The sequence below is a fragment of the Amycolatopsis albispora genome, from assembly GCF_003312875.1.
Classification (GTDB): domain Bacteria; phylum Actinomycetota; class Actinomycetes; order Mycobacteriales; family Pseudonocardiaceae; genus Amycolatopsis; species Amycolatopsis albispora.
The window spans coordinates 6,221,674-6,241,282 of the sequence record NZ_CP015163.1; the positions used below are offsets into that span (position 1 = coordinate 6,221,674).

Genomic DNA, 19,609 nt, shown 5'->3' on the forward strand with positions numbered 1-19,609 from the left:
GGACACGCCGATTCCCCTCAGTAAGCGTATGACTCCAGTTCGTACAACGAGTATCCGTAGTCCGTGCCCCGCCGGACACCCTCCATTCGCAGGTAACGGGCGTCGGTCCGGGTGAACGTGACGGTGTCCACGCCACCGTCGCCATTGACGACGGACGCCACCTCGCGCCAGTTGGTCCCGTCGTCCGAAACCAGGAGCCGGTAGTCGCGGCCGTAGGCGGCTTCCCAGCGCAGCACCGCGCGCGCCACCGGCTTGACCGAGCCGTAGTCGACGGTGATCGACTGCCGGTCCGACCAGTCGCTGGCCCAGCGCGTGCCGGGCTTGCCGTCCACCGCGTTGGCGGGCGGCGAGTGGTACCAGCCGGTTTCGTGGCTGGTGGCGGTCGCCTTCGCGCCCAGCGCGGTGTTCGACACGTCGGCGCCGCGGCGGGCCGCGAACTCCACCACCTGCTGGTAGGTCGGCCGGTTCTGGGTGCTGATCTTGTCGTGCGTGATGCCGCCGAGCGGGCGGTGGATCAGCGAGTCGGCACACCACTGGTCACCCGCAGCGCAGTCGCCGTCGCCGGGGTAGACCTCGCTGATCGGCTGCGCGGCGGCCTGCTTCACGGTGTCGAGCAGGATCGTCCGGCACTTCGCCACGTCCCCGCCACCGCAGTACTCGGCGCCGAGCGGGCCCGCGACCTGGTCGCCGAGGATCGCGCGGAGGTCCTTGTGCACGTAACCCCACCAGCCCGCCTGGTACGCCGAACCCTGGTGCCCCTGGCCGACGTGCTTGCCCGGCACCTCGTTCTGCCAGCCCGACGGCGACTCGTTGATCTTCAGCACGCCGGTCATCGCGTCGAAGGCGGGCTTGCCCAGCCCCGGCTCGAACTGCGCGCGGACCAGCAGCGGCCACCAGGCGTCCATGATCTTGATCGCGTCCGCGTCGGCGTAGGCCTTGCTGCCCGGGCTGGTTTCCGCCCGCAGCGCGCCCCGGCCCCGCCAGTCCTTCAACTTGGCCAGCGCGGCCGCGGCGGCCGGATCGGTGACCGCCGCGGTGTCGATCACGCGCAGCAGCTGCGGCAGCACCTTCTCCGCCCGCAGGTCCGCCAGCCCGGCCTCGGCCATCGCCTGGGTCAGGTTCACCCTGGTCACCTTGGTGCCGCTGTCGATCAGCGCCCTGACCCGGCGGTCGAGCAGATCACCGCGGTGCACCGAGGACTTCTCGTACCCGCTGGCCGCGTAGTCCTTGGCCTGCGCGTTGTTCCAGCTGATGTAGTAGTCCTGGTTGATCGAGTTCGGGTGCTGCTCGAACGGGGTGTAGTCGGCGCGGTTGGTGGCCGCGTTCCAGTTCCGCCACTCCAGCCCGGCACCCGCCTTGATCGGCATGCTCGGATCGGCCGCCGGGTGGCGCACCGGGTTCGCGCCCGAGTTGTAGTAGGCGGTGTCCTGCGCGTCGGCGTAGAACCAGTTGAACGTGTAGTTGATGTGCGAGGCCGCGCGCTGGAAGTCCGCCGCCGACTTCACCGCGTCCGGGTCGTTGAACTCCTGGAACCCGATCAGCGCGTCGACCTCGTGGAAGTAGCTGCTGCGCAGGGCCGCGTAGGCGACCGGCTTGCCTTCGACGACGGCGCGGTGCGTGACCGGCCCGTACTTGGTGCGGAAGGCCCGCAGCGTGTACGAACCGGCCGGGGTGCCGTCGGCGATCGTCGGCTGCCACGAGTTCCTGCGCTCGATGATCTCCATCGGCGTGCACTGGCCGTTGAACAGGTAGGCGTTCGACTCCTTGGTGGCCGGTGCGCCCGACGGCTCGCACAGCTCCAGCGCGTAGGTGTCGATGATGTCCTGGTTGGCGCTGGTCGCGCTCCACGAATAGTCCTGGCCGCGGCCGAGCAGCACGTACAGGCTGACCCCGGCGAAGGAGGCACCGCGCGCGCTGATCCCCGGGCCCTGGAGTTCCTGCAGCATCAGCAGCTGCGGCGCGAAGTAGCTGGTCTGCGGGCCGAACACGGCCACCGGGTGCCCGCTTTCGGTGTGCTGCCCGGAAACCACCAGCGCGTTGGACATGCCGTGCTTCTCGCTGAGCAGGTTCGACGGGAGCACGCCGTCGCGGAACATGTCGCGGGCCGGTTCCTGCTCGGCGGGCGCGGCGGGCTTCGCCGACGCGCCCTGGCCGCCGACCTCGTCGAAAACCGTCTGCTGTGGACTGACCGAACCCGGTTCCGGCATCGCCACGCCCTGCGGGTTCGCCGGGGTCTTGCCGTACGGGAAGCTCTGCCCGTCGTGCAGGGTGTTCACCGTTTCCGGGTCGTTCTCGGCACGCAGGCCGCGCCAGACCTTCTCGCCCTCCTCGATGCCGTAGCGCTCCTGGATCGCCAGCTTCGCGATCGCGGCCTGGACCTCGCCGCCACCACCACCGCCGAACTGCGCGCCGACCACCGAGGACAGCACCACCATGTCGGTCAGCTTGAACGGCTCGATCTTGCCCGCGTTCGTGATCGCGTCGACGTGCCCGGTCAGCACGTACTCGCCCGGGAAGTACCGGCCCGCGTGCGACTCGCTGATGTACTTGTTGATGCCCTCGACGTAGGCGGTCGCGTCGGCGAAGCCCTGCGCACCACGCGGTCCCGAGTTCTTCACCTCGTCGATCTGCCGCTGCAGTTCTTCCTCGGTGTAGGGCGCGCTCGCGAAGAACTGGCGCTCCAGGTCGCGGTTGCCCTGCGCGCCACCGGCGAACGAGGACAGCTGACCGCGGCCGACGCGGCGCATCACGTCCATCAGCCACAGGCGGTCCTGCGCGGCGGCGTAGCCGGCGCCGAACTCGGTTCCGGCGCGGGTGGTGCCGGTGATGTGCGGGATGCCGGTCGCCTTGTCACGCACGATGGTGACGTCGGCGCGCGGCTTGATGGTGCTCTCCACCTCCTCCGGCGGCACGCCGAAGGAGGCGTCGTTGAAGAACTCGCCGATGGTGTCGGTGGTCAGCCCGCGGTAGTTCGCGCCGAGGTCGGCGTACTTGCCGAGTTGGTCGGCCGAATGCGCGGGCCGGGTGCCGAGCGCCCGGTGCGCCAGGATCTCGGCGAGCGTGGCGTTGCCGTTCTGGCCGGGCGGCAGGATGTCAGCGCACTGGTCGAGGCAGAAGTCGATCGGTGGGGGCGCCTGCGCGGCCGCCGTCCCCGCCAGTTGCGGTGGCACCACTGCCAGCGTCGCCGCCAGTGCACCCAATCCGAGAAACGTCCCGACGCGTCGGCGCATGCCACCGGCTCCCTTCGACGGTGTGACGTGCAGCACCGTACGCAGGAGTAACCCGGTTTGTGAATAGCTCTCACGTTTTCTCGTCCCGACGGAGTATTGCCACCTCCGGCGCGTACCGGGGACATCGCCTACGGTGGGTCCACTTGTGTGAACGAACAGGGAGGAACGCGGTATGGCACTGGAGAAGCCCGAGGTCGAGGCCCCGGAGGGGCCGCCGCCCGCCGAGCTGACCGTGCACGACCTGAGCGAGGGCGACGGTCCGCAGGCCCAGGCCGGGAACACGGTTTCCGTGCACTACGTGGGGGTCGCGTACTCCACCGGTGAAGAGTTCGACGCTTCGTGGAACCGCGGGCAGACGCTGGACTTCCCGCTCGGCGCCGGGTACGTCATCCCCGGCTGGGACCAGGGTGTCGCCGGCATGAAGGTGGGCGGGCGCCGCCGGCTGACCATCCCGCCGCACCTGGCCTACGGCGATCGCGGCGCGGGCGGCAAGATCAAGCCGGGCGAGACGCTGATCTTCGTGGTCGACCTGGTCGGCGTCAGCTAGGCGGTCGGGCAACAGCATCCCGGACGGCGGCACGGTGGGCTTCCCACCGTGCCGCCGTCGTGTGAAGCCGCTTGTCGCGATCGGGATCCGGCAGTACCTTCTGTGCGTCGCATGTGACAGGAAAGTTCGCACTGTCACATTTGCCTGATCATGGGGGTAACCGATGAGTTCACCGGACTGGGTGCTGCCGGGCTTCACCGAACTGGCGCCGCTCGGCGCCGGCTCGTTCGGGCGGGTCGTGCTCGCCCGGCACGACCAGTCCGGCACCGAGGTCGCGATCAAATACCTCTACGCGCGCTACCTCGGCGATCCGGAGCACCTCGGCCGCTTCCGCGAAGAGGCCCGGCAGGCGGCCCGGGTGATCAGCCCGCACGTGGCCAAGCTGCACGAATTCGTGGAACGGCCGGAAGGCGCGGCCATCGTGATGGAGGCCGTGCCGGGGGTGTCGCTGAAGGCGGTGCTCGCCGAAGGTCCGCTCGAACCGGAAGCCGCGCTCGCCGTGCTGAAGGGCTCGCTGCTCGGGCTGGCCGCGGCACACGCGGCGGGCACCGTGCACCGCGACTACAAGCCGGACAACGTGCTGGTCGGCGCGGACCGGCAGAGCAAGCTGGTCGACTTCGGCCTCGCCGTACTGGCCGGGGCCACCGGCGTCCCGGCGGGCACGCCCGCGTACATGGCGCCCGAGCAGTGGTCCTACTCGGTGGCCACGCCGTCCACCGACGTCTACGCGGCGACGTGCGTGTTCTTCCAGAGCGTCACCGGGGAACGGCCGTACGCCGCCGACGATTCGACCGTGCTGCGCGACCTGCACGAGTACGCGCCGATCCCGTTCGGGCAGGCACCGGAACCGATCCGCGAGCTGATCCGGCACGGCATGGCGAAGAAGCCGGAGGAACGCCCGGCCAACGCCGCCGAGTTCGTGTCCGAAGTGGAGCGTGCGGCCCGCGCCGGGTACGGCGAGGACTGGGAGGACCGCGGCACCGCCCGGCTGGCCCGCCGCGCGGCCGCGGTGATGGCGTTGTCGCCGGTGGCGATGCTCGCGGCCGCCGCCCAGCTGGCCCCGGCCACCGGCGCGATGGCGGGCAGCGGCACCGCGGCCTCGGTCGGCGCGGGCGCGGGCAAGGCGGTGCTCGGCAGCACCGCGGCGAAGGTGGTCGCCGGGGTGGCCACGCTCGCCGTGCTGGCCGGGGCGGGTGCCGCGGTGATCATCGCGAACCAGGACGACCCGCCACCGCCAGAGCCGGCGCCGATCGCCGCGCCCGCCGCGCAGCCCGGCCCGCGGTTCACCATCCAGAACGCCACGCGTGCCGTGCCGGACACGCCGATCTCGGTGCCGGTGCAGCACGGCCAGGTGACCGGGCTGCCAGACCCGGACGTGGAGCGCAAGGTGAACGAGGCACTGCGCCAGCCGGACGAACGCTTCGGCGGTTACCTGATGTCCTCGCTCGGCCCGAACACCCCGGCCAATGCCACCGGCACCGCGCAGTTCCGCATGCAGGGGCCGCGGCTGGTCTCGCTGCGGCACGACTTCAGCTCGCCGGGCGGGGAGGTCACGGTGGCGCCGATGGCGGTCACGGTGGACCTGGAAACCGGCGCGATCGTCGAGATCTCCGACTTCTTCGCCGACGTCGGCGACGACGGCGCGGGCCGCCTGCAGGAGCGGATCGCCGGGCGCATCGCCGACTGCCCCGGTGTCCGGCCGTTCGACCGGAACAGCTTCCGCGCGGTGAACAGCGCGCCGCCGGTGGTCCAGCCGATCGCCGCCGCCGACGGGCTGGACCTGATGCTGAACCTGGGGCAGGCCTGCGGCGTCCGCGAGGTGGTGGTGCCCTATGCCGAACTCGCCGACCTGCTGAACCCGGCGTTCGCGGCGAAGCTGCCGCCGGGCACGGTTCCGGCCACGCCCGCCACTCAGGCACCGCCGAAAAGCTCGCAGAAGCCGTCCGGCGCCGAGCCGGTACCGCATACGGTGCAGGGCGCGGCGATCGTGCTCGACCGGTACTTCCACGCCGTCGGCGCGAAGAACACCACCGTCGTCTGTGACATCAGCGCCCCGGCCTGGGAGGACGAATCGGGCTCGTGCCCGGAGCTGTTCCAGGTCCTCTTCGACCACCTGAGCCCGCAGGACCTGGCGAAGGCGAAGAGCGCGAAGACCGACCCGGGCAAGCTACGCGCCGACGGCCCCAACCGCATCATCGCGCCGCCCGCCGCCCTTGTCCCCATGACCGGCATCAACGACCAGGACGGCTTCGTCCTCGAATGGCGCCAAAACACCTGGAAAATCGTCGACTAGCCGTATGACCCATCCCACAGGCCCTCACCGCACCGCGGGGGGTTTGGGGGGCTCGGGCCCCCAAGCAAAATAGGGCCAACGGGAAAGGCCCCCGCGGCGAAGCTCGCGGGGGCCTGAACAACGTGGGCGAGGAGGGAGTTGAACCCTCACGTCCTTTCGGACACACGGACCTGAACCGTGCGCGTCTGCCATTCCGCCACTCGCCCGAGTGCTTCACTGCGACAGCGAGAGCAGCCTATCAGGCTGGTTCCGGCCGTTTCACCGGGGGCCGTGTAGAACGGCCCGCACCCGGATAGGATCGGTGCGGAAGCACAGGCGCGTGAGAGGAGGGTGTGCCCGGTGGGCCGCGCTAAGCGTTTTGATAGGCGCCTGGAGGGCCTGGTGGGGAACACCTTCGCGCGCATGTTCGGTGGCAATGTCGTCACTCAGGAAGTGGCGCAGGCACTGGAGCGTGAGAGTGAGGACAACGTTCGTGAGCTGGCCGGCGGCCGTGAGCTCGCGCCCAACCACTACATCGTGTCGCTGGGCCCGACCGATCACGACCGGATGGCCGGTGACGAACAACGCGTCACCCGCGTGCTCGCCGAAGCGGTGGCGGAGCATCTCGCCGAGCAGGGGTGGGACACCTATGGTGACGTCGTAGTTTCGCTCGAGCGCAACGAGGCGCTGCATACTGGACAGTTCAAGACACGCTCGTCCGTCGATCCCGATGTCAAGGCCAGTGAGATCACCGCCCCTGGCAACGGAAGCCCTGGACGGTCAGCACGACCCAGCAACGCAGGAGACCCAGCAATGAGCCAGCCCCCCGGCTACGGCCAATACGACCAGGGTGACCCGTACGGCCAGCAGGGCCAGTACGGCTACGGACAGCAGGGCCAGCCCGGGTACGACCAGGGCGGCTACGGCGGCCAGCAGCCCGGCTACGACCAAGGCGGCTACGGCGGCCAGCCGGGTTACGACCAGGGCGGGTACGGCGGTGGTCAGCCGGGTTACGACCAGGGTGGCTACGGCGGCCAGCAGCCCGGGTACGACCAGGGTGGATATGGCGGTGGTCAGCCGGGTTACGACCAGGGTGGCTACGGCGGCCAGCAGCCCGGCTATGACCAGGGCGGGTACGGCGGTGGCCAGCCCGGCTACGACCAGGGCGGCTACGGCGGTGGCCAGCCGGGTTACGACCAAGGCGGCTACGGCGGCCAGCCCGGGTACGACCAGGGCGGTGCCCAGCCGGGCTACGACCAGGGCGGGTACGGCGGTCAGCAGCCGTACGGCCAGCCCGCGGCGCCGGACCCGTACGCGCAGGCCGGGTACCAGCCGCCCGCCACGCAGAGCGGCAACCGCCAGCTCGCCGCGAGCCTGCAGCTCGACGACGGCTCGAACCGCAGCTACTCGCTCAAGCAGGGCGGCAACGTGGTGGGCCGCGGCCAGGACGCCGACTTCCGGCTGCCGGACACCGGGGTTTCCCGGCGGCACCTGGAGATCACCTGGGACGGCCAGAGCGCCACGCTCGCCGACATCGGGTCCACCAACGGGACCACGGTGAACGGCACCCCGGTGCAGACCTGGCAGCTGGCCGACGGCGACGTGATCAGGGTCGGCCACTCGTCTCTGGTGTTCCGCACACAGGGCTGACGTCGGCCCCGTCCGACCGCTCCCGCAGAATGAGAGTCCGCGGGAGCGCTGCGACGTACCGGTCGTCGCTGTAGGAAAGCCGCTCGTGAGTCTTCGAGGAGCTGACACACAAGGTGCCAGAGCTGGTCGTCCAACTGACCAGGGTGGGATTTCTCGTCCTGCTCTGGCTGTTCGTGCTGGCCGCGCTGCGGGTGGTCCGCTCCGATCTCTACGCGGCGTCGGGCCTGCGGGTGGCGTTGCCGAGCCTGCGGCGGAACAAGGAGAAGAAGCCACCGCGTGGCGGGAAGGTGCCCCGGCAGATGGTCGTCACGCACGGTGCGCTGGCCGGCACGCGGATCGCGCTGGACGGGCGCCCGATCCTGATCGGGCGCGCCGACGACTCGACGCTGGTGCTCGACGACGACTACGCCTCGACCCGGCACGCTCGCCTTTCACTGCGTGGGGAAGACTGGTACGTGGAAGATCTGGGCTCGACGAACGGGACCTACCTCGACCGGGCTAAGGTCACAGCACCCCTCCGAGTACCTCTCGGGGTCCCCATCCGGATCGGCAAGACGGTGATCGAGCTTCGCCCATGACCCTCGTCCTCCGCTACGCGGCCCGCAGCGACCGTGGCCTGGTTCGATCCAACAACCAGGACTCCGTCTACGCCGGCCCCCGCCTGCTCGCCCTGGCCGACGGCATGGGCGGGCACGCCGCCGGTGAAGTCGCCAGCAAGGTCGTCATCGCGTCCCTCGCGCCGCTGGACGACGACGAACCCGGTGACGACCTGCTCTCGCAGCTGCGGGACGCGGTCGCCGCCGGCAACGGCGCCATCGCCGAACTGGTCGCCAACGACCCCGACCTGGACGGCATGGGCACCACGCTCACCGCGGTGCTGTTCTCCGGTTCGCGGCTCGGCCTGGTGCACGTCGGCGACTCCCGCGCCTACCTGCTGCGTGACGGGCAGTTCACCCAGATCACGCGCGACGACAGCTTCGTCAACGAGCTGCTCGAGCAGGGCCGCATCACCGAGGAGGAGGCGGCCACCCACCCGCAGCGCTCGCTGCTGCTCAAGGCGCTGACCGGCCACGAGGTGGAGCCGAGCCTGACCGTGCGGGAAGCCCGCGCCGGCGACCGCTACCTGGTCTGCTCCGACGGGCTGTCCGGCATGGTCAGCGACGAGACCATGGCCGAGGCCATGCGCATCCCGGACCCGCAGGACTGCGCGGACCGGATGATCGAGCTGGCGCTCAAGGGCGGCGGCACGGACAACGTCACGGTGATCATCGCCGACGTGGTGGACGTCGACTACGGCGAGAACGCGCCGATCGTCGGCGGGGCCGCCGGTGACGGCAGTGACGACTACAACCACCAGGGCGACTCCCCGGCCGCGCGGGCCAGGGCGCTGACCGCGCCCCCGCCCCAGCCGCGGCGCCAGGACTCCCCGCCGCCCCCGGACCCCAAGGCCAGGCGGCGGAAGCTGTTCCGCATCTTCGGGGTGCTGATCCTGGTGCTGATCGTGCTGGCCGCGGGCACCATCGCGACCAGGTACTGGGTGCTGAGCCAGTACTACGTCGGCGCGGGCCCGAACGACGAGGTGGTCATCTACCAGGGGGTGTCCGGCAGCGTGCTGGGTCTGGACCTGCAGGAGCAGGTGGAGGACTCGTGTGCGCCCGGCGCCAACCTGTGCGACCGGCTGCTGCTGTCGGACCTGCAGGAGGCCCCGCGCGAGGACGTGCGCAACGGGGTCCGGATGGACAGCCTGGCCGCCGCGCGCGACTACATCGACTCGCTGTGGGACAAGCGGCTGCCGATCTGCCCCGAGCCCCCGAGCCAGGGCGGCGGCATCCCGGGTGAGGTCCCGGGCTCCGGTGGCGGCCTGATCGGCGGCTTCGGCGCGCAGCAGCAGACGCCGGTGCAGCCGCCGCCGTCCTCGGTTCCCCCGCCGGAACAGTCCTCCGCGCCGGTGGACACCCCCAGCCCGGATCGCCCGGGGGTGGACTGCCGGCTCGCCACGGGCGGCGTCCGCTGATGGGCCAGCCCAACTCCGATCCCGCCGGTCAGTACGTCACCAATCCCCCGCGTGACCTGCCGACCCGCCGCGGAACGGAACTGGCGATGCTGGGCTTCGCCTCGTTCATCGTCACCGCGGCGTTCATGCTGGTGGAGGCGAACCAGGAGCAGGAGCTCAGCTTCGCCATTCTCTGGTACGGCCTGGCGTACATGGCGATCCTCACCGTGGCGCACCTCGCCGTGCGCAAGTGGGCGCCCTACGCCGACCCGCTGATCCTGCCGTGCGTGGCCCTGCTCAACGGCCTGGGCCTGGTGATGATCTACCGGATCGACCTGGCCAGGGCGGAGAAGGCGCTGCAGGCCGGGCGCGAGTTCTCGGCGAACGCGCCCAAGCAGGTGATGTGGACGGTCATCGCGCTGGCGTTGTTCCTGGCCGTGCTGATCATCATCAAGGACCACCGCACGCTGACCCGCTACGCCTACACCTTCGGCCTGGTCGGCATCATCGCGCTCGCCCTGCCCGCGCTGCTGCCCAGCTCGCTGTCCGAGGTCAACGGCGCGAAGGTGTGGCTGAAGCTCGGCATCTTCTCCATCCAGCCCGGTGAGTTCGCGAAGATCCTGCTGATGATCTTCTTCGCGTCCTTCCTGGTGTCGAAGCGCGACCTGTTCATGGCGGCGGGCAAGCGGGTGCTGGGCATCGAGCTGCCGCGTGCCCGCGACCTCGGCCCGATCCTGATCGCCGCGGTGGCCTGCCTCGGCATCCTGGTCTTCGAGAAGGACCTGGGCACCTCGCTGCTGTTCTTCGGCGTGGTGCTGATGATGCTGTACGTGGCCACCGAGCGGATCATCTGGGTGGTCGTCGGGCTGAGCCTGTTCGCCGTCGGCGCGCTGATCGCCTTCCAGCTGTTCACCCACGTCAAGACCCGGGTGGCGAACTGGCTGGACCCGTTCGCCGACCCGACCGGCGACGGCTTCCAGATCGTGCAGGCGCTGTTCGGCCTCGGCACCGGCGGGATCGGCGGCACCGGCCTCGGCGCCGGGCGGCCGGAGATGGTGCCCGAGTCGAGCACCGACTTCATCACCGCGGCGATCGGCGAGGAGCTCGGCTTCATCGGGCTCTGCGCGATCCTGATGGTCTACCTGATCCTCGCGATGCGCGGCATGCGCAGCGCGCTCGCCGTGCGCGACACCTTCGGGAAGCTGCTCGGCGGCGGCCTGTCCTTCGCCATCGTGATGCAGCTCTTCGTGATCGTCGGCGGCGTCACCAAGCTGATCCCGATGACCGGTATCACCACGCCGTTCCTGTCCTACGGTGGTTCGTCGCTGCTGGCGAACTACATCCTGGTCGCCCTGCTGCTGCGGATCTCCGATGCCGCACGGCGCCCGCAGACCAGCGCGAAGCCGCGCCCGCAGCAGCAGGCGCCGCTGGCCGAAGCCCATACGGTGATGGTGGAGCGTCCGAAATGAACACACCACTGCGCCGCGTCGGCGTGACCATGCTCGTGATGTTGCTGCTGCTGCTGGTGAACGCCACCTACGTGCAGTTCATCAAGGCCGAGGACTACCGCACGGACCCGCACAACGCGCGCGTGCTGCTCGACGAGTACTCCCGCCAGCGCGGCAAAATCATCGCCGCGTCCAACGGCCAGGTGCTGGCCGGGATCGAGCCGACCGACGACAAGTACAAGTTCCTGCGCACCTATCCCGGTGGCGCGATGTACGCGCCGGTCACCGGCTTCTACTCGATCCGGTACGGCGCAGGCGGCATGGAACGCGCGCAGGACGAGGTGCTCAACGGCTCCGACCCGCGGTTGTTCGTGCGACGGCTGTCGGACATGGTCACCGGCCGCGACCCGCGCGGCGGGAACGTGGCGCTGACCATCAACCCGGCCGTGCAGAAGGCCGCCTACGAAGGCATGACCAAGAAGGGCTACACCGGCGCGCTGGTGGCGCTGGACCCGAAGACCGGCGAGATCCTGGCCATGGTCTCCACCCCCTCCTACGACCCGAGCGCGCTCGCCTCGCACGACGGCAAGGAGCAGGAGAAGGCCTGGACCGAGTTCGACGCCGACGAGAAGAAGCCGATGCTGAACCGGGCGATCTCGGAGACCTACCCGCCCGGCTCGACCTTCAAGATCGTCACCACCGCGGCCGCGCTCGAGGACGGCATGAAGCCGGACAGCGAGGTCACCACCGCGGCCAACGTGAAGCTGCCCGGCACCAACGCCGACCTGGAGAACTTCGGCGGCGCCACCTGCCAGGGAAACACGCTCAAGGACGCGCTGGCCTACTCCTGCAACACCGCCTTCGCCGAGATCGCCGGTGGCCTCGGCAAGGACAAGCTGACCGAGACCGCGGAGAAGTTCGGCATCGGCCAGACCGACCTGACCGTGCCGATGCGGGTTGCCCCGTCCGGCCTCGGTGACCTCGCCGGCAAGCCGCAGCTGTACCAGAGCGGGATCGGCCAGCGCGACGTCCGGCTGACCCCGCTGCAGGTGGCGTTGCTGTCCGCGGGCGTGGCCAACGGCGGCACGGTGATGAAGCCGCAGCTGATCAAGTCGCTGCTGGCGCAGGACCTCTCGGAGATGGAGAAGTTCAGCCCCGAGGAGCTGACCGACGACCCGGCGATGTCGGCCAGCAACGCCGGTGTGCTCAAGGACATGATGCTGGCCTCGGAGGCCAACACCAAGGGCGGCGGCAAGAACGACGCGCTGAAGATCGCTTCGAAGACGGGTACCGCCGAGCACGGCAGCGACCCGAAGGCCACCCCGCCGCACGCCTGGTACACCGCCTTCGCCCCCGCCGACGACCCGAAGATCGCGCTCGCGGTGATCGTCGAGTCCGGTGGTGACCGCGGCCTGGCCGCGACCGGTGGCACGGTGGCCGCCGAGATCGGCCGGTCCGCCATCGCCGCCGCACTCGGGGGTGGATGAGCCGATGCTGTCCACGGGTCAGCTGCTCGCCGAGCGCTACCGGCTCACCAGCCGGATCGCGGTCGGCGGCATGGGTGAGGTCTGGCAGGCCAGCGACACCCGGCTCGACCGCACCGTGGCGGTGAAGGTGCTCAAGGCGGAGCTGTCCGGGGACGCGGAGTTCCTGCACCGGTTCCGCACCGAGGCCAGGACCACGGCCTCGCTCAACCACGCCGGGATCGCCGCGGTGCACGACTACGGCGAAACCGTGGCCGACGAGCTGAGCATCGCCTACCTGGTGATGGAGCTGGTCGAGGGCGACCCGCTGGCCGCGATCCTGGCCAAGCAGGGCAGGCTCTCCCCCGAGTTCACCCTGGACCTGCTGGAGCAGGCCGGGCGCGCGCTGCAGGCGGCGCACGAGCGCGGGCTGGTCCACCGCGACGTGAAACCGGGCAACATCCTGGTCACCCCGGCGGGCCAGGTGAAGCTGACCGACTTCGGCATCGCCAAGGCCGCCGACGCGGCGCCGGTCACCCGCAACGGCATGGTGATGGGCACCGCCCACTACATCGCGCCGGAGCAGGCGCTCGGCCACGACGCCGAACCCGCCAGCGACGTGTACTCGCTGGCGGTCTGCGGGTACGAGTGCCTCACCGGCTACCGGCCGTTCCTGTCCGAGAACGCGGTGACGGTCGCCATGATGCACATCCGCGACATCCCGCCCCCGCTGCCGCCGGACGTCCCGCCGGGATTGCGCGCGCTGATCGAAGCGACGCTGGTCAAGGACCCGCGGCAGCGCTACAACAACGGCGGCGAGTTCGCGAACGCGGTGGCCGCGGTCCGGGCCGGCCGCGGCCTGCCCACGCCGCTCGGCCTCGCCTCGGCCTACGCACAGGCCGCGGGCCAGCAGCTGCCGGTAAACTCGCACGCGCCGGTCGGCCCCGTCTCGCACCCGGCGATCCAGCCGGTAGCGCCGCCGGCGCACCAGCCGGGCCCCGCCACCGGGGTCGGGCCGATGGTTCCGCCGCGGCGGCGCGGGCACACCGGCCTGTGGATCCTGCTCGCCCTGGTGGTCGTCGCGGTGGTGGTGGCGGCCGCACTGGTCGTCCCGAAGCTGCTCAGCGGTTCGCGTGACACACCGTCGGGGAACGTCGAGACCAGCGAGCCGGTGGGTGATCCGGGTTACCAGCCGACCGCGCCACGCCCGGCGGAGCCCAGCGAGGGCCCGCCGCACCACACGCCCCAGCCGGGGCCGGGTCAGAACGAAGACGGGGACAACGCAACGGAGGGTTCGGTGCGTTCACCCGGAGACGACGGCTTGCCAGGGATGATGGACCCAACATGGATGGAACGGAACGGCACGCACCGATGAGCACACCCCGACTGCTCTCCAATCGTTACGAGCTCGGCGACACGCTCGGCTACGGCGGCATGTCCGAGGTTCACCATGGGCATGACGTACGGCTCGGCCGTGAGGTCGCGATCAAGATCCTGCGTGCCGACCTGGCCAGGGACCCGCAGTTCCAGGAGCGGTTCCGGCGGGAGGCGCAGAACGCGGCCGCGCTGAACCACCCGGCCATCGTGGCCGTGTACGACACCGGGGAGACGCAGACCGAGTACGGTCCGCTGCCCTACATCGTGATGGAGTTCGTCTCCGGGCGCACGCTGCGTGACATCGTCAAGACCGAGGGTCCGATGTCGCAGAAGCGCGCCATGGAGGTGATGGCGGACGTCTGCGCGGCGCTGGACTTCTCGCACCGGCACGGCATCGTGCACCGCGACGTGAAGCCGGCCAACGTGATGATCACCACCAACGGCGCGGTCAAGGTGATGGACTTCGGCATCGCCCGCGCCATCCACGACGGCCAGTCCGCGATGACGCAGACCGCCGCGGTGATCGGCACCGCCCAGTACCTGTCGCCGGAGCAGGCGCGGGGTGAGTCGGTGGACGCCCGCAGTGACGTCTACGCCGCCGGGTGCGTGCTGTACGAGCTGATCACCGGGGAGCCGCCGTTCACCGGTGACTCGCCGGTCGCGGTCGCCTACCAGCACGTGCGGGAGGACCCGAGCCCGCCGTCGTCGGTGAACCCGGCGGTGTCGCCGGAGCTGGACGCGGTGGTGCTGAAGGCGCTGGCCAAGGGCCCGGCGAACCGGTACCAGTCGGCCGCCGAGATGCGCTCGGACATGGTCCGCACGCTGTCGGGGCAGCACCCGCTCGCGCCGATGGTGATGTCGGAGGACGAGCGCACGCAGGTGATGAACAGCCGTCGCCCACCGGCCGCCTACGACGACGGTTACGGCGCCGACGGGTACGACCCGCTCGCCGAGGACAGGGCCAGACGCAGCAAGCGGAACAAGATCCTGGCCGCGCTCGCCGTGCTCGGCGTGCTGATCGTGGCCGCGGTGATGTACTTCGCCGGTGTCTTCGACGAGAAGAAGGAACTCGTCGCGATCCCGACGGTGAAGGGCCAGACGGAAGCGGCCGCGATGGAGGCCCTGCGCTCGGCGGGCCTGCAGCCGGAGCGCGAAGAGGTCATCTGCAAGGCCGCGCAGGCCGGTACGACGCCGCCGTGCAACAGCGACCAGATCAACAAGGTCGTCTCGACCAATCCCGAGGTGGGGGTCGAGGTGGCCAAGGGCTCGGTGGTCAAGGTGCAGATCGGCACCGCGCCGAAGAAGGTCAAGGTGCCCGACCTGGTCGGCAAGGAGCAGGGCCCGGCGGCCGACCTCGCCAAGGAGCAGGGCTTCGAGATCGACCCGAACATCGAAGAGGTCGAGACGAAGGACCCGAACGAGTACGGCAAGGTCATCGAGCAGAACCCGCGCTCGGGCGTGGAGGCCGAGCAGGGCACCGCGATCAAGCTGACCGTGGGCAAGCGGCCGAACCAGGTGCTGGCGCAGAGCCAGGTGGGCAAGAAGTTCAGCGAGGCGAAGAAGGCGCTGGAGGACCTGAACCTGAAGGTGACCCGCAAGGACGTCACCTCGGACAAGCCGAAGGACGAGGTCGTCGCGCAGAACCCGGTCGGCGGCACGGTCGACGAGGGCACCACGATCACGCTCGAGGTGTCCACCGGGGCCAAGGAGCAGATCTCCATGCCGGACCTGCAGGGGGCGACCCTGGAGCAGGCGAAGAAGGAGCTCAAGGACGCGGGCTGGAGTGGTCAGCTGGTCACCCTCGAGGACGAGGTGAACGACGAGGACCTGGAGGGCCGGGTCACCAACAGCGACCCGTCCAGCGGCAGCACGATCACCAAGGACCAGACGGTCACGCTGTACATCGGCAAGCAGAACCAGCCGGGCGGCGGCCCGCCGTCCATCCCGGGCATCCCGGGCGGCAGCTGACGCCAGACGTACGAAGAGGGGCACCAGCCGATCGCGGCCGGTGCCCCTCTTTTGGTTCGTGGTTCAGGCGATGGCGGCTTTCTGCAGGGCGCGGGTGGCCGCTTCCAGGTCACGCACGACCTGGGGAGCAACCGGGTGACCGGCGCTCGCCATCCAGTTCGCGAGCATGCGGTGGCCACCCTCGGTGAGCACCGACTCCGGGTGGAACTGCACGCCTTCCAGCGGCAGCGACCGGTGGCGCATGCCCATCACGATGCCCGACTCGGTGCTGCCGGTGACCTCGAACTCGGCCGGGATGGTGTCCGGGAGCACGGTCAGCGAGTGGTACCGCGTCGCGGTGAACGGGTCCGGGAGGCCGGCGAGCACCCCGCCGCCGGAGTGGCCGACGCGGCTGGTCTTACCGTGCAGCAGTTCCTCCGCGCGGTCGACCGTCGCGCCGAAGGCGACGCCGAGGGCCTGGTGGCCGAGGCACACCCCGAGCATCGGCAGCTCCCGCGAGGCGCATTCCCGGACGACCTCGATGCTCTGACCAGCGCGTTCCGGCGTCCCCGGGCCAGGCGAGACCAGCACGCCGTCGAACTCGCCGAGGCGCGAGACGTCGACCACGTCGTTGCGCCAGACCGTGCAGTCGGCGCCGAGCTGGGCCAGGTACTGGACCAGGTTGTAGACAAAACTGTCGTAGTTGTCGACGACGAGCACGCGCATGCCGCCAGCTTAGCCGTGTCCGCATGCTGGACGGGTACGCCAGATCACAGTGAAACTTAGGTTCGCCTCACCTTACCGTGGAAGTGTTGGCCCTCCCGCGACTCGAACGAAGGTAAGTGCATTGAACCGTCCACTGCGCGTGGCGATCATCGGCGCCGGCCCGGCCGGCATCTACGCCGCCGACATCCTGGACAAGTCCGATACACCCACCCACATCGATCTCTTCGAGCGCATGCCGGCGCCGTTCGGGCTGATCCGGTACGGCGTCGCCCCGGACCACCCGCGCATCAAGGGCATCGTCAACGCCCTGCACAAGGTGCTCGACCGGCCGGGCATCCGGCTGCTCGGCAACGTCGACTACGGCACCGACCTCAAGCTGGACGAGCTGCGCGAGTTCTACGACGCGGTCATCTTCTCCACCGGCGCCTCCGCCGACCGGCCGCTCGACATTCCCGGCATCGACCTGCCGGGCAGCTACGGCGCCGCCGACTTCGTGTCCTGGTACGACGGGCACCCGGACGTGCCGCGCACCTGGCCGCTGGAGGCGACCAGCGTCGCCGTGCTCGGCGTCGGCAACGTGGCGCTCGACGTGGCCAGGGTGCTCGCGAAGACGGCCGACGAGCTGCTCAGCACCGAAATCCCGCCGAACGTCTACGAAGGGCTCAAGGCCAGCCCGGTCACCGACGTGCACGTGTTCGGCCGCCGCGGGCCCGCGCAGGCGAAGTTCACCCCGATGGAGCTGCGCGAGCTGGACCACTCACCGAACGTCGAAGTGATCGTCGATCCGGAGGACATCGAGTTCGACGAGGGCTCGATGGCCGCGATCCGCTCCTCCAAGCAGGTCGACATGGTGGTCAAGACGCTGCAGGAGTGGGCGATCCGCGAGCCAGGCAACCGGCCGAAGCGGCTGCACCTGCACTTCTTCCACTCGCCAGCCGAGGTCCTCGGCGACGGCAAGGTGACCGGCCTGCGCACCGAGCGGACCGAGCTGACCGGCGACGGCAACGTGCGCGGCACCGGCGTCTTCCACGACTGGGACGTGCAGGCGGTCTACCGCGCGGTCGGCTACCTGTCCTCGCACCTGGCCGAAATCCCGTTCGACCACGTCACCGGCACCGTGCCCAACCAGGCGGGCCGGGTGCTCGACATCGACGAGAACCAGGTGCCGGGCGTCTACGTGACCGGCTGGATCAAGCGCGGGCCGGTCGGCCTGATCGGGCACACCAAGGGTGACGCGGCGGAGACCATCGCCAGCCTGCTCGCCGACGCGGACACGCTCACCGGCACCACCCGCAACGAGCCGGACGCGATCATCGACTTCCTGCTCGAGCGCGGCGTGCCGTTCACCACCTGGGCGGGCTGGGGCAAGCTCGACGCGCACGAGCGCGCGCTGGGCGAGCCGCAGGGCCGCGACCGGGTGAAGGTGGTCGAGCGCGAGGAGATGCTGCGCGTCAGCCGCGGCTGAGCACCTACTGCACCGCGACGTCGTTGAACGGCAGCAACGGCTCCAGCCACGGGAACACCACGAACATCAGCAGGGCGATCACCGCGAGCACCAGCACCACCGCGGTGATCGCCCGCACCGCGAGCGGCCCGGGCAGCCGCCGCCAGATCCAGCCGTACATCAGGCCTCCCCGATCGCCTTGAGCAGTTCCGGATAGCCCGCGCCCGGCGCCTTGGCCAGCTGCTTGACCAGCGCGCCGTGGATGATCAGCCGCTCGCGGTCGGAGAACTGCGGGTGGCAGGTGGTCAGCGTGACCAGCGGCGCCCGCCCGACCGGCGGGGTGAGGCTGTGCGCGCGGTACGGCACCGGCGCGACCGCGTCCCCGCGGTCCGGGGTGACGATGCGGCGGCCGACGGTCTCCTCGTAGTCCGGCAGGTCCCGCAGCGTCGGCACGCCGGCGCACTTCGGGTCGCGGCCGCGGCCCTCGGCCCAGCCCGCCAGTTCCTCCTGCTTCGGCAGCATCCGGTAGACGAAGAAGTCGGTGGAGGTCTCGACCACGATCGCGTCGCACGAGTTCAGCAGGTCGAGGTCGTTGAACGGGGCGCCCTTGCCGACCCGGTGCCCGGCGACCGCGAAGTTGCCCGGCTCGCCCGGCCAGGCCGTGCCCTTGTAGTGGCCGGGGCCGACCTCCAGCGCGTCCGGCCCGACGCCCTCCTGGATGGTGAAGCGGTAGTCCGGGCCGAACGCCGGGATGTAGAGGCGGGCGAAGGCTTCCCCGTCGGCCGGGTCCAGGTGCAGCTGCCGCTGCGGTTCGGCCCACCGGTCGTCGAGCCTGGCTTCCGCGTCCGCCTGCTTCTCGGCGGAGAACCAGTCCGTGACCACCAGCTCGTAGGTGACGAAGAGCAGCACGACGATACCGAGCGTTATCAAAACTTCACCGGTCGTGCGAACGGCGGTCCGCCAGCGCGGATCGGTGCGCTCGGCCGTGCTGACCGGGCCGGACTCGGGCCCGACGAGCTCGCGCTCGTCGTCGGACACCGCCACAGGGGCTCCCTTCACACCAATCTCGGCCGGACGGAGTAGTCGTCCCCCGTTCTTGCCCGGCCCCGATTACGTTAACGTGTTGGGGTGGCCCTGGTTGCGCACCGGCCACCCGAACGAGCCCATGAGCAGCGAGGACTCCGATGCCCAAGTCCAAGGTCCGCAAGAAGACCGCCTACACCCCGCCCGCCGACCGGCGCACGCCGGTCAAGGTGCGGGCGGCAGGCCCGTCCCACCCGATCTACAAGGGCGTGATGTTCGGCCTGATGCTGCTCGGGCTGGCCTGGCTCGTGGTGAACTACCTCGCCAGCGACAAGATCCCGTTCATGACGGAGCTGGGCAACTGGAACTTCGCGATCGGCTTCGCGCTGATGATCTCCGGCCTGCTGATGACGATGAAGTGGCGTTGATCGGCCGAATGGCGGCTTGACAGCGAATTACAACCGTGTGACTAGTCCCCAGTGTGGATAA

15 protein-coding genes and 1 tRNA gene are annotated in these 19,609 nt (G+C 70.2%); 11 read left to right on the forward strand and 5 right to left on the reverse strand.

Features of this window, described 5'->3' with window-relative positions:
• Positions 1-17 precede the first annotated feature (17 nt).
• A complete protein-coding gene (locus A4R43_RS29400) occupies positions 18-3,230 on the reverse strand; it encodes a penicillin acylase family protein (RefSeq protein WP_113695258.1) in 3,213 nt (1,070 codons plus the stop codon).
• 172 nt (positions 3,231-3,402) lie between these two features.
• Between A4R43_RS29400 and A4R43_RS29405 the strand changes: the two genes are divergently transcribed.
• The gene (locus A4R43_RS29405) at positions 3,403-3,777 is read left to right on the forward strand and encodes an FKBP-type peptidyl-prolyl cis-trans isomerase (RefSeq protein ID WP_113695259.1); all 375 of its coding nucleotides are present in this window, start codon (positions 3,403-3,405) and stop codon (positions 3,775-3,777) included.
• 163 nt (positions 3,778-3,940) lie between these two features.
• On the forward strand, positions 3,941-6,070 hold the full coding sequence (locus A4R43_RS29410; RefSeq protein ID WP_113695260.1) for a serine/threonine-protein kinase: 2,130 nt from the start codon (positions 3,941-3,943) through the stop codon (positions 6,068-6,070).
• 123 nt (positions 6,071-6,193) lie between these two features.
• On the opposite strand, the gene A4R43_RS29415 is transcribed toward A4R43_RS29410, so the two are convergent.
• Positions 6,194-6,276, reverse strand: a tRNA-Leu gene (locus A4R43_RS29415).
• 133 nt (positions 6,277-6,409) lie between these two features.
• Between A4R43_RS29415 and A4R43_RS29420 the strand changes: the two genes are divergently transcribed.
• From A4R43_RS29420 to pknB, 7 genes are all read left to right on the forward strand, one after another.
• Complete coding sequence (locus tag A4R43_RS29420) at positions 6,410-7,699, forward strand: DUF3662 and FHA domain-containing protein (protein ID WP_113695261.1); 1,290 nt, start codon at positions 6,410-6,412, stop codon at positions 7,697-7,699.
• A 113-nt stretch (positions 7,700-7,812) separates the two neighbouring features.
• A complete protein-coding gene (locus tag A4R43_RS29425; RefSeq protein WP_113695262.1) occupies positions 7,813-8,277 on the forward strand; it encodes an FHA domain-containing protein FhaB/FipA in 465 nt (154 codons plus the stop codon).
• The gene (locus A4R43_RS29430) at positions 8,274-9,713 is read left to right on the forward strand and encodes a PP2C family protein-serine/threonine phosphatase (RefSeq protein WP_113695263.1); all 1,440 of its coding nucleotides are present in this window, start codon (positions 8,274-8,276) and stop codon (positions 9,711-9,713) included. Before A4R43_RS29425 ends, A4R43_RS29430 begins: the two co-directional genes overlap by 4 nt.
• A complete protein-coding gene (locus tag A4R43_RS29435) occupies positions 9,713-11,161 on the forward strand; it encodes an FtsW/RodA/SpoVE family cell cycle protein (RefSeq protein WP_113695264.1) in 1,449 nt (482 codons plus the stop codon). Before A4R43_RS29430 ends, A4R43_RS29435 begins: the two co-directional genes overlap by 1 nt.
• Entirely contained in the window at positions 11,158-12,627 is a 1,470-nt protein-coding gene (locus A4R43_RS29440; RefSeq protein WP_113695265.1) for a peptidoglycan D,D-transpeptidase FtsI family protein, read from the forward strand. The genes A4R43_RS29435 and A4R43_RS29440 overlap by 4 nt, the downstream gene beginning before the upstream one ends.
• Positions 12,628-12,631: 4 nt before the next feature.
• A complete protein-coding gene (locus tag A4R43_RS29445; protein WP_113695266.1) occupies positions 12,632-13,978 on the forward strand; it encodes a serine/threonine-protein kinase in 1,347 nt (448 codons plus the stop codon).
• The gene (gene pknB / locus A4R43_RS29450; protein ID WP_113695267.1) at positions 13,975-15,948 is read left to right on the forward strand and encodes a Stk1 family PASTA domain-containing Ser/Thr kinase; all 1,974 of its coding nucleotides are present in this window, start codon (positions 13,975-13,977) and stop codon (positions 15,946-15,948) included. The genes A4R43_RS29445 and pknB overlap by 4 nt, the downstream gene beginning before the upstream one ends.
• A 63-nt stretch (positions 15,949-16,011) precedes the next feature.
• Here the strand turns inward: pknB and A4R43_RS29455 are convergent, their stop codons facing one another.
• Entirely contained in the window at positions 16,012-16,653 is a 642-nt protein-coding gene (locus A4R43_RS29455) for an aminodeoxychorismate/anthranilate synthase component II (protein WP_113695268.1), read from the reverse strand.
• A 148-nt stretch (positions 16,654-16,801) separates the two neighbouring features.
• Here A4R43_RS29455 and A4R43_RS29460 point away from each other — a divergent pair, with 148 nt between their 5' ends.
• Entirely contained in the window at positions 16,802-18,118 is a 1,317-nt protein-coding gene (locus tag A4R43_RS29460; protein ID WP_113697981.1) for a ferredoxin--NADP reductase domain-containing protein, read from the forward strand.
• A 4-nt stretch (positions 18,119-18,122) separates the two neighbouring features.
• Here A4R43_RS29460 and A4R43_RS43465 read toward each other — a convergent pair whose 3' ends face one another.
• Complete coding sequence (locus A4R43_RS43465; protein ID WP_194239994.1) at positions 18,123-18,278, reverse strand: hypothetical protein; 156 nt, start codon at positions 18,276-18,278, stop codon at positions 18,123-18,125.
• A complete protein-coding gene (locus tag A4R43_RS29465) occupies positions 18,278-19,141 on the reverse strand; it encodes a class E sortase (RefSeq protein WP_236808358.1) in 864 nt (287 codons plus the stop codon). The genes A4R43_RS43465 and A4R43_RS29465 overlap by 1 nt, the downstream gene beginning before the upstream one ends.
• A 140-nt stretch (positions 19,142-19,281) precedes the next feature.
• On the opposite strand from A4R43_RS29465, the gene crgA reads away from it, so the two are divergent.
• Positions 19,282-19,548 carry a cell division protein CrgA gene (gene crgA / locus A4R43_RS29470; protein WP_113695270.1) on the forward strand — a complete coding sequence of 89 codons (267 nt, stop codon included), beginning with the start codon at positions 19,282-19,284 and terminating at the stop codon, positions 19,546-19,548.
• The last annotated feature ends 61 nt before the right edge of the window (positions 19,549-19,609 follow it).